This window comes from Acinetobacter sp. YH12151, from assembly GCF_013418355.1.
Lineage (GTDB): Bacteria > Pseudomonadota > Gammaproteobacteria > Pseudomonadales > Moraxellaceae > Acinetobacter > Acinetobacter pseudolwoffii.
Genome location: NZ_VPCG01000063.1, coordinates 1 through 10,624 on the forward strand (window position 1 = coordinate 1; position 10,624 = coordinate 10,624).

Here is a 10,624-nt window from a genome sequence, read left to right on the forward strand (position 1 = left end):
TTTGCCATGCAAAGGTCGCAGACGAAGCGGGGGTGGTGCGTGACACCCTGAAATCCTTCGCCGAGATCGGGGGCGCCCTGGTCGATGCACAGGATGATGGCCAGCCGCTGGGCGATGTCATCGCGAGTGGGTCAGGGTGGGACGGCTTAAAAACCCTTGTTGCAATGGCAACCAGGCTGACCGCCACCATGGCCGACGATCCGCTCAATCATGTGCTCGACGGTTATCACCGCTTCCGCCGATACGCTCCACGCATGTTGCGCCTGCTCGATCTGCGAGCTGCGCCCGTTGCACTGCCGCTTCTGGAAGCGGTGACGGCCCTTCGTACCGGTTTGAACGATGCCGCGATGACCAGCTTCTTGCGGCCCAGCTCGAAATGGCATCGCCACCTTCGGGCCCAGAGGGCTGGCGACGCTCGCCTATGGGAGATCGCGGTGCTGTTCCATCTGCGCGATGCGTTCCGCTCCGGAGATGTCTGGCTTACTAGGTCCCGGCGCTATGGCGATCTGAAACACGCACTCGTTCCGGCACAATCCATCGCGGAAGGCGGTCGTCTCGCTGTGCCATTGCGGCCGGAGGAATGGCTGGCAGACCGGCAAGCTCGCCTCGACATGCGGTTGCGCGAGCTTGGCCGTGCCGCTCGCGCAGGCACGATCCCGGGCGGGTCGATTGAAAACGGCGTTCTGCATATCGAGAAACTCGAAGCCGCCGCGCCGACAGGCGCCGAAGATCTGGTGCTCGATCTCTACAAGCAGATCCCGCCCACGCGCATCACCGATCTCCTGCTGGAGGTGGATGCGGCGACCGGCTTCACCGAAGCGTTCACCCATCTGCGCACAGGAGCACCCTGCGCTGACCGGATCGGGCTAATGAACGTTATCTTGGCGGAAGGGATCAACCTCGGCTTGCGCAAAATGGCGGATGCGACAAACACCCACACCTTCTGGGAATTGATCCGCATTGGACGGTGGCATGTCGAGGGCGAAGCCTATGACCGGGCGCTGGCCATGGTGGTCGAGGCACAGGCAGCGTTACCCATGGCCCGGTTCTGGGGCATGGGCACGTCGGCTTCGAGCGACGGACAGTTCTTCGTCGCTACAGAGCAAGGTGAGGCCATGAACCTGGTCAACGCGAAATATGGCAATACCCCGGGCCTGAAAGCCTATAGCCACGTCTCCGACCAATATGCGCCGTTCGCAACCCAGGTGATTCCTGCAACGGCAAGCGAAGCGCCTTACATCCTCGATGGCCTGCTGATGAACGATGCTGGACGCCATATCCGCGAGCAGTTCACCGACACGGGCGGCTTCACCGATCACGTCTTTGCCGCATGTGCCATTCTCGGCTACCGGTTCGCTCCGCGCATCCGCGACCTGCCATCCAAACGGCTCTACGCGTTCAATCCGTCGGCCGCCCCGGCGCACCTGCGAGCGTTGATCGGCGGAAAGGTCAACCAAGCCATGATCGAGCGCAATTGGCCCGACATCCTGCGCATCGCCGCCACCATTGCTGCCGGGACCGTCGCGCCAAGCCAGATTCTGCGGAAACTCGCCTCCTATCCGCGGCAGAACGAGCTCGCGACAGCCCTGCGGGAAGTCGGTCGCGTCGAGCGCACCCTGTTCATGATCGACTGGATTCTGGATGCCGAACTCCAACGGCGTGCCCAGATCGGGCTCAACAAAGGCGAAGCTCATCATGCGCTGAAGCGGGCAATCAGCTTCCACCGCCGCGGTGAAATCCGCGACCGTTCCGCCGAAGGCCAGCATTACCGCATCGCCGGCATGAATCTGCTCGCCGCCATCATCATCTTCTGGAACACCATGAAGCTCGGCGAGGTCGTTGCAAACCAGAAACGCGATGGAAAGCTGCTATCGCCCGATCTCTTGGCCCATGTTTCGCCGCTCGGATGGGAACACATCAATCTCACCGGAGAATATCGCTGGCCAAAGCCTTAGCGTAGGATTCCGCCCCCTCCCGCAAACGACCCCTACTACTAGTAATCAAATAGAAAAACGCATTCCAGTTCCAGAGCATGTAGAACCAGAGCCAAAGAAAAGGGGCTTTTGGAGCCGATTCTTTAAGCCGTATGGCTGATCTGATTGTTCATCTGGGCTTATCAAAGCCGTGGAACATTGCTCACTTATTAAGCGTGGAACGTGAAAAATCATAAAAAAAGCCCACCTTGGGGAAGATGGGCTATAAACTAGAAACTACAGCATTGATTTCTAAGTGGAATTATAACGTATTTCGTATAAGGTGTATTATGTTAATTTTAGGAAGTCTTTAGAGTTGTCCTTCAAGTAACTGACCTATTTCTAACCTGGTATAGCCACGTTCTTTAAAAATCAAAATAATTGCTTTTTTATAATCTTCAGAAGTAGAAGTCTTATATTTAGTTATCAGTTGATTCTCAGAATTCAGCTCAAGATCATTTTTGATGGTCAATACTTCGCTAGAAATCTTGTTAAAGATATTTAGGTTAAACATACAGGCACTCTTCATCCGTATTATAGCGGCCCGACTATAACGAATACCTGTCTTAGCTACGCTAGACACCCTTGGCCGCAAGGATTACAAATTAAGAAAAATTCCGCAAGTTTTTGTCTATTGAAAGAATAAATAATCTCCTAACTGCTATCTATTTAACATAATGGATATTATACGAAATTGAAATGTAAGCCCAAAATAGAAATGTCCGGTTTCTCCAAAGTAAAAATGTCCGCTTTTAGAATATGCACTTTTGCGATTATTGAAGCGGACGGTTTGATATGTTGGTGTCTATGTCGGATAAAGAACTTAAACGATTGTCGGTCTTGCAGGAAATCTGTGATCAACGCATAACTCAATCCCAGGCTGCTCAGCTACTTCATATTTCAGAACGTCAGATCAGACGCTTACTGCAGAAATACAAAGCTCAAGGCCCAGCTGCATTAGCCCATGCTGGTCGTGGCCAAACCAGCAACTGCAAACTTCCTGAAGAACTCAGACTCAAGTGCCTCAATATTGTTTCGGATCAACTCCATGGTTTCGGACCCACTTTAGCGCATGAAAAGCTCACTACCGTTCATGGATTCGATCTTTCAGTGGAAACCCTGCGTTGCTGGATGATTGCAGCCGATTTATGGATTCCTCGCGCCAAGCGCCTGAAACGCCCGTATCAGCCTCGATATAACCGGGATTGTTATGGTGAACTGATCCAAATTGATGGCTCACATCATGACTGGTTTGAAGGACGAGCACCTAAATGCTGTTTACTGGTGTTTATTGATGATGCCACAGGAAAATTGCAGCATTTACGCTTCTGTGAATCAGAATCAACCTTTGACTATATGATTTCAACACGCCTGTATGTTGAACAGCACGGTAAGCCCTTAGCGTTTTACAGCGATAAACATTCAGTGTTTAGGGTAAATCAAAGCAGTAAGAAAGACACCAGGATTACCCAGTTTGGACGCGTACTCAGTACCCTCAAAATCGATATCATCTTCGCTAACTCACCCCAGGCCAAAGGTCGTGTGGAACGAGCGAATAGAACACTTCAGGATCGTCTGATTAAGGAGATGCGCCTGGAAGGTATCAATTCGATTGCAGATGCGAATAAGTGGTTGCCCTGCTTTATTGAGCAATTTAATCGTAAATTTGCCAAGATGGCTTTTAATCCCAAGGATCTACACCGGACTGTCACTGAAACAGCCGAAGAGTTAGATGATGTTTTTACCTGGCGTGAACCACGCAGAGTGACGAAAAGCCTGACCATTACTTATGATAAATGTGTATATCTCTTGGAGAATACAGAAGAAAATCAAAGGTTGATCGGCAAGTATCTTGAATTTCTAGAATACCCGGATGGTACTGTGGCCATCATGCATGAAAGTCGGAAGATCAATTACAGCATCTTCGATAAATTAAGTCAGCTGAACCAGCGAGAGATTGTTGAGAATAAACGGTTGGGTGCTGTTCTGAATCATATCCAACAGCAGCATGAAGAACTGGAACAGCAAAACAAACGCAATCGTTCTCAAAAGATGCCAAGCAGACGTGCACAGAAAACAGCAATTCAACAGCGAAATCTGAATCCTGTGCTTGACTTGGAAATGTCCATATAGGACATTTCTATTTGGTTATTAGGTAGGACATTTCTACTTAGGAATAACATGAAATGTTAGAACCCATTTAAAGTGTCTATATTCTCACCAATAAAAATGTCTAGTTTATGATGGTTTTTATCACCATGGACTGGATATAAAATATAGATGCTGATCACTATGTCGGATAAAGAACTTAAACGATTGTCGGTCTTGCAGGAAATCTGCGATCAACGCATAACTCAATCCCAGGCTGCTCAGCTACTTCTACTTCATATTTCAGAATGTCAGGTCAGACGCTTACTGCAGAAATACAAAGTTCAAGGTCCAGCTGCATTAGCCCATACGGGTCGTGGCCAAACCAGCAATTCCAGGCTTTCTTAAGAACTCAGACTCAAGTGCCTCAATATTGTTTCTGATCAACTGCATGGTTTCGGACCAACCTTGGCGCATGAAAAGCTTATTCAACAGGAGTTATGGTTCATTCTGACCAAGGCAGTCAGTACTGTAGTCGTGCTTTTAGAGCACTATTATTGACGAATAACTGTATTCAAAGTATGTCACGCAGTCTTGCGCAGTACACTGCTCATGTTGGGACAATGCAGTGACTGAAAGCTTCTTTCATACATTGAAAGGTCATGTAATCCATGGCGTGTGTTTGCCACTCGAAAAGAAGCGAATGCTGTCTTGTTTGACTATATCGAGATTTATTACAATCGAATCAGAAGACATTCTGCAAATGGCTGGTTAAGTCCTGAAGCCTTTGAACAAAAATATTGTAAGAATTTAGAGGGATCGACTGTCCACAATACTGTCTAGGATCAGATAAAGGATTCTGCATCTGAAAAAGGCCTTTAGCTTAATTCTGAGCTTCGACTAATGACAAAATATAAGACTTCTACCTCTGAAAATTATAAAAAATCAATTGTTTTGATCTTTAAAGAATGAGGATATAGTATTTGTGAAATTACTTAGCTGCTTAAAACTTAATTCTAATTGGTTAATAGGTGAAAAATGAAATTAGCAGAAGCTCTCTTACTTCGAAGTGATCAACAAAAAAAAATTATTTCACTAAAACAACGTATCAATGCAAATGTATTGGTACAAGATGGTGATAAACCATCTGAAGATCCTAATGAACTATTAAAACAAGTATTTTCTTTAATTCAAGAATTTCAAAAATTAAGTTATGCAATTCATGAAACTAATGCTTTAACAAAATTAAATGATGGTCGTTCTCTACTTGCTTTATTGTCTTTGCGTGATGAATTTGTAGAACAGCACAAAACCCTAACTGCAGCAATAAGTAATACATCTCGTGAATCTGATCGTTATAGTACGCGGGAAATAAAGTGGCATAAAGTTATTCCAGTTTCATCATTACAAAAACAAGCTGATGATATTAGTCTTAAATTACGTGATTTAAATGTGTTAATTCAGTCGAATAATTGGAAAATTGATTTGATTGAAGCCTAATAGTCCTTTAGATATAATCAAGTTGAACATACTGGGCGAGTACAAGATCCCTTACTTCCACAACATAGGATTGTAAATAAAGTGTAGTGGCTTGCAAAGCAAGTGGATAAGCTTAAAATTTTAAGTACAAATCAATCCATCACTTGGCAGAACTCAAATCTTTGTGCAAACAAAGTTACACGTTACTTATAACTACCATGTACTGACAGTATGTTCACCTCAATTACTAAAAATAAAGAAATGAGCAAGCATCAGCTGAAGCACATTCCTATTTTTAATTCGGTTCGGCTTTGTTGCATAACGAGCTGAAAGACAGATTTTGAAAATAGCGGATTCAAATCACAAGTGCGACACATTTGTAGTTAGGTGAAAAAGTTAGGTGTATTCGTAGAATCATTAGACTTTTTCAACTCGCAATTGGAAAGCACGCAATGAAGAAATACACCCAACTCTCTCAAGATGAAAGTAAGCATCCGCTGAGCCCCACTTTTCCTCACTCATGAATACCACGATAGTGTCCACTAAACTTTAAGTGGACACCTATTTATGGATTTAAAGACAGTTATAGACAGCACACCAATGCTAAAAAAGCCCCGTCGAACCTTCACGGCTGAATTTAAACATCAACTTATTCAGCAATGCCAGCAGCCAGATACATCAGTGGCTAACTTAATCGCTGCACTGGTAAACCGAATGAACTTGTAATAACGACTTTCGCAAGAGGTCTAGTGATCTGTACTCAATAAAAATATTAAATTCCCCTTTATGCTTATTAGCAAAACAAGATTCACATTTAACGAAATACGAGAAAATTAATTTTGATGATTTAAAAAATGAGAATTTTATATTTTATACAGATGATTTCAGTTTAACCCCCATCATATTAAGTGAAGCTCAAAAAGCAGGATTTGAACCTAATATTGTCTGTAAAAGTAGCCAATGGGATTTCATAGTAAAAATGGTAGAGGCAAATATGGGCATAGCTATTCTTCCAGAAATTTACTGTAGAAAATTTAGTAACTTAAAAAAAATATACTTCAATAGTGATGATATGACCTGGCAATTACATATGGCTTGGCATAAAGGATTAGAGATCTCTCATGCAACAAAAGCCTGGTTAAATTTAGTAAATAAATATAGTCATGAAATAAGTCTTTAAAATTACATTTAGCATAAAATCTCTTATGCGAAGTCCAATATTAAATTAATCCCTTCACAAGGAAGAAGCTTGCTACAATGACCAATAAAACTGCAAAGCATTTCTTTAACATTGCTGGTGATAAAGCATGTGCCGCCTTCGCACCAAACTTAGCCGTAATGAAACTCATGATGCTAATGCCAATAAATGCATAAATATGCACATAACCAATGGTATTAGGTACATTAATCTCAGCATTTATACCAAAAATAATAAAACCTAATGCACCAGCAACAGCAATGGGGAGTCCACATGCCGCAGATGTTCCAACCGCCTTCTGCATGACCACACCATAGCGATTCAGGTACGGAACCGTCAGGCTACCGCCACCAATCCCAAAGATTGCTGATGCAACTCCAATCACACTACCAGCAGCAATTTGTTGACCTGATGAAGGTAAAGTTTTCGTTGGATCAATTACTTTTTTGGCACCTGTAAACATGGTATAGGCAACCCAAATCAGAAATAAGCCAACAATGATTTGTAGATGTAATCCTGATATCAAACCTGCAATACCCGCCCCAAAAAAGCAACCAATCGCCATGGGTGGTGCTAGATTTTTAAATACCGACCAAATCACAGCCCCATTTTTATGATGCGCCATCAATGAGCTAATCGAAGTAACAACAATGGTTGCTAAAGATGTGCCTAATGCGAGGTGCATAACCACATCGGGGTCATAACCCATTTGAGTAAAGACAATAAAAAGCAGTGGCACAATAATCGTACCACCGCCGACACCAAACAGCCCTGCTGCAAAACCAGCAAAAGCACCGATGACTAAAAAGGTTATAAGTTCCACAATAGACTAACTTTAAAAAATGAAAGGATTAAGGCGTTGAATTAAGCGTGTTCCAACTGACCCACTTGATGATAAGCACGGTTAAAATACACCAGGCTTTCTTCTTGATCGCTTTGTTGAACTTGAAGCACACGACACATGAAAATACTGTGTGTACCCACTTGCTGAATGTCCTGAATTTCACAGTCAAAACTGACCAAGGCATCTTGCAAAATAGGTGAACCAGTTTCCAACGCACTCCACTCACCTAAGTTGAAACGCTCTTCAGAACTGAATTTACTTGAAGCAAAAGCATTTGAAAGCTGTTCATGCTGAGTACTTAGTACGTTTACAGCCAAGACTTTATTTTCAACAAAATGGGCATGTGAACGGGAGGATTGATTCATACAGACCAATAACGTTGGCGGTGTATCCGTCACGCTACATACGGCAGATGCAGTAAATCCATGCATACCTGCTTTACTCGCAGTCGTAATAACATTCACTGCTGTGGTGAGTAAAGACATTGCATTTCTAAAGTCTGTTGCTTCAATCATCTCTTTCATCTCAAATGTACATATCACGTGCTCGTGCTTTAAGTAGAACAAATCATCTTGCAATAATTTGCCCCTGCTTCGCACGAGACTACGTTTGATTAAGCTTCTAGCTCTTTACGAACAATGGCAGCACCTGCGCTTAAAGCCTCAAGCTTGCCACGTGCAACTTGGCGAGAAAGTGGTGTCATACCACAGTTGGTTGAAGGATAGAGTTTATCTGCATCAACAAATTGAAGTGCTTTACGTAAGGTATTCGCCACTTCTTCTGCAGTTTCAACTTTGCTAGTTGCTACATCAATGGCACCCACCATCACTTTCTTACCACGGATCAATTCAATCAAATCCATTGGTACACGTGAGTTTTGGCATTCAAGTGAAATAATATCGAGCTTAGATTGTTGTAGTTTCGGGAATGACTCTTCGTATTGACGCCATTCATTACCTAAAGTTTGTTTCCAATCTGTATTGGCTTTAATGCCGTAACCATAGCAAATATGAACTGCAGTTTCACATTTTAGACCTTCAAGTGCACGTTCTAAGGTTGGTACACCCCAGTCATTCACTTCATCAAAGAATACGTTAAACGCAGGTTCATCAAATTGGATAATGTCTACGCCTGCTGCTTCAAGTTCTAAAGCTTCTTGGTTCAAAATTTTGGCAAATTCCCAAGCCAGTTTTTCACGGCTCTTGTAGTGTCCGTCAAAAAGTGTATCAATCATGGTCATTGGACCAGGCAACGCCCATTTAATTGGCTGACTGGTTTGGCTGCGTAAAAATTTCGCATCGTCTACAAACACTGCTTTTTTACGAGAAACTTCACCCACAACTGAAGGTACACTTGCATCATAACGATTACGAATACGCATGGTTTCACGCTTTTCGAAATCTACACCTTCAAGATGTTCAATAAACGTGGTTACAAAGTGCTGACGGGTTTGCTCACCATCACTCACGATATCGATACCTGCAGTGACTTGCTCATGTAATGATAATTTCAAAGCATCACGTTTAGCTTCTAATAATTCTTCGCCTTCAAGCTTCCATGCAGACCATAATTTTTCAGGTTCAGCTAACCAAGACGGTTTTGGCAAGCTACCCGCAGTTGAAGTTGGGAGTAAAAGTTTCGGTTGTGTAAGCGCCATGTCTAATCTTCTTTGTCTAAATTCGTAAATCTGTTTATCAATTTAATGGATTAAGCAGCTGTTTCGACTTCGAAATTTGCAGCCCATTCATTTAAAATGTCTTGATAAGGCTTAATGAAGTTTTCTTCCGTCCATTTACCTTGTTTAACTGCAAGCTCACCACGTTCCACACGGTCATAGACCACACGTGTAAGTGAATAATCGCCATAGCTTAGACTTGGTTGATACACCACACCTGCAGGAGAGTTGGTGTTGTAAATTTCAGGACGATAGATCCGTTGGAAACTTTCCATGGTCGCAATAGCACTGATCAATTCAAAATCAGTATAATCACGGACTAAATCGCCAGCGAAATAGAATGCTAATGGTGCATTACCACCTTCTGGTTTAAAGTAGCGTACACGTAAACCCATTTTGGCAAAATATTCATCGGTACGTGAATATTCATCATTTTTGTATTCCACACCCAAAATAGGATGTACGTTGGCTGTACGGAAATACGTTTTAGAGGTTGAAACGCTTAAGCAAATGACAGGTTGTTTTTTAAATTCTGCTTTAAATACATCTGAATTGACTAAATGTTGATAAAGCTTGCCATGTAGATTGCCAAAATCTTCAGGTTTTTCACCTACACCACAACCCAATTGTGGCAATACCACGCTGAAGTCGTAATCACGCACATAAGATGAGAAGCTATTGCCGATCATGCCTTCAATACGCTCACCTGTTTGATGGTCAATCACAACACTTTTAAGTGTTTCAATAAATGGGAAAGTTTGACCATTACCTTCAATATCAATTTCCGCAGAAATAATGTCAATCTCAAGTGAATAGCGATCACCTTTCGGGTTATCAACGGTTGCCAAGCTATTAAAACGGTTGTTGATCATCGCAAGGGTACGACGCAAGTTTTCTTCACGGCTTTCCCCACGTGCCAAATTGGCAAAGTTTGTGGTTAAACGTGTGTTTTCTGCTGGTGTATAATTCTCATCAAAACGGATACGTTTAATTGAACACTCAAATGCTGTACTCATGGAGATTGCCACCTAAAAATTTTATAAAAAGTTAAATTTCTGAATGGCTATATTTAAACGTGAATAAGAAAGTGAGTAAAACGATATAAATTCAGCTTAAGATGAGAAATACTCATCTTAATAAATTAAAGATGCTGAGGATTTTTAGTTATTCAGTAAGCTAAGCGGCTATCTAAAATCTTTATCTGAAATTGGTAATGTTTTTTGCAACTCTACCAAAGATAGAACCGTACCGGGTTTGTCGGAGAGTCAATATTCTGAGAGACTATTCCGATGAAAAAACCAAACTATACCCCTGAAATCAGAGAAAGAGCGGTTCAATTACTAATTGAATCTGAAAAAGATTATCCA

Annotated in this window: 9 protein-coding genes and 3 pseudogenes; 7 read left to right on the forward strand and 5 right to left on the reverse strand. The window is 42.9% G+C overall.

The genetic code is table 11. The features are described 5' to 3' along the window. Together FTU82_RS14565 and FTU82_RS14570 are read left to right on the forward strand one after the other, a co-directional pair. The coding region (locus FTU82_RS14565; RefSeq protein WP_180101531.1) for a Tn3 family transposase at positions 1-1,955 on the forward strand (1,955 nt) is incomplete at its 5' end. Positions 1,956-2,007: 52 nt separating this feature from the next. Next, positions 2,008-2,094 (forward strand): annotated as a pseudogene (locus FTU82_RS14570) (DNA-binding protein); the annotation flags it as partial. Between the two features lie 189 nt (positions 2,095-2,283). On the opposite strand, the gene FTU82_RS14575 reads toward FTU82_RS14570, so the two are convergent. Then, positions 2,284-2,487, reverse strand: a complete 204-nt coding sequence (locus FTU82_RS14575) for a hypothetical protein (protein WP_004896916.1) — start codon at positions 2,485-2,487, stop codon at positions 2,284-2,286. A 293-nt stretch (positions 2,488-2,780) separates the two neighbouring features. Here FTU82_RS14575 and FTU82_RS14580 point away from each other — a divergent pair, with 293 nt between their 5' ends. The 5 genes and pseudogenes from FTU82_RS14580 to FTU82_RS14600 all read left to right on the forward strand — a co-directional run bounded on the left by FTU82_RS14580 (position 2,781) and on the right by FTU82_RS14600 (position 6,720). Continuing rightward, positions 2,781-4,106 (forward strand): ISNCY family transposase, encoded by a 1,326-nt coding sequence (locus FTU82_RS14580; RefSeq protein WP_180101533.1) that lies wholly within the window; start codon positions 2,781-2,783, stop codon positions 4,104-4,106. Between the two features lie 159 nt (positions 4,107-4,265). Continuing rightward, positions 4,266-4,547: pseudogene (locus FTU82_RS14585) on the forward strand (helix-turn-helix domain-containing protein); the annotation flags it as partial. Next, a pseudogene (locus FTU82_RS14590) lies at positions 4,541-4,904 on the forward strand (IS3 family transposase); the annotation flags it as partial. The pseudogenes FTU82_RS14585 and FTU82_RS14590, both read left to right, overlap by 7 nt. A gap of 195 nt (positions 4,905-5,099) precedes the next feature. Next, positions 5,100-5,561 (forward strand): DIP1984 family protein, encoded by a 462-nt coding sequence (locus FTU82_RS14595; protein ID WP_004733111.1) that lies wholly within the window; start codon positions 5,100-5,102, stop codon positions 5,559-5,561. 733 nt (positions 5,562-6,294) lie between these two features. Next, complete coding sequence (locus FTU82_RS14600; protein ID WP_180101535.1) at positions 6,295-6,720, forward strand: LysR substrate-binding domain-containing protein; 426 nt, start codon at positions 6,295-6,297, stop codon at positions 6,718-6,720. Between the two features lie 40 nt (positions 6,721-6,760). Here the strand turns inward: FTU82_RS14600 and FTU82_RS14605 are convergent, their stop codons facing one another. From FTU82_RS14605 to FTU82_RS14620, 4 genes are all read right to left on the reverse strand, one after another. Further along, complete coding sequence (locus FTU82_RS14605; RefSeq protein ID WP_005093808.1) at positions 6,761-7,561, reverse strand: sulfite exporter TauE/SafE family protein; 801 nt, start codon at positions 7,559-7,561, stop codon at positions 6,761-6,763. Positions 7,562-7,602: 41 nt separating this feature from the next. Continuing rightward, a complete protein-coding gene (locus tag FTU82_RS14610; protein WP_005093807.1) occupies positions 7,603-8,097 on the reverse strand; it encodes a flavin reductase in 495 nt (164 codons plus the stop codon). Positions 8,098-8,195: 98 nt separating this feature from the next. Next, complete coding sequence (locus FTU82_RS14615) at positions 8,196-9,239, reverse strand: methionine synthase (RefSeq protein WP_004733166.1); 1,044 nt, start codon at positions 9,237-9,239, stop codon at positions 8,196-8,198. Between the two features lie 50 nt (positions 9,240-9,289). Then, positions 9,290-10,273, reverse strand: a complete 984-nt coding sequence (locus FTU82_RS14620) for a putative oxygenase MesX (RefSeq protein ID WP_159138861.1) — start codon at positions 10,271-10,273, stop codon at positions 9,290-9,292. Between the last annotated feature and the right edge of the window lie 351 nt (positions 10,274-10,624).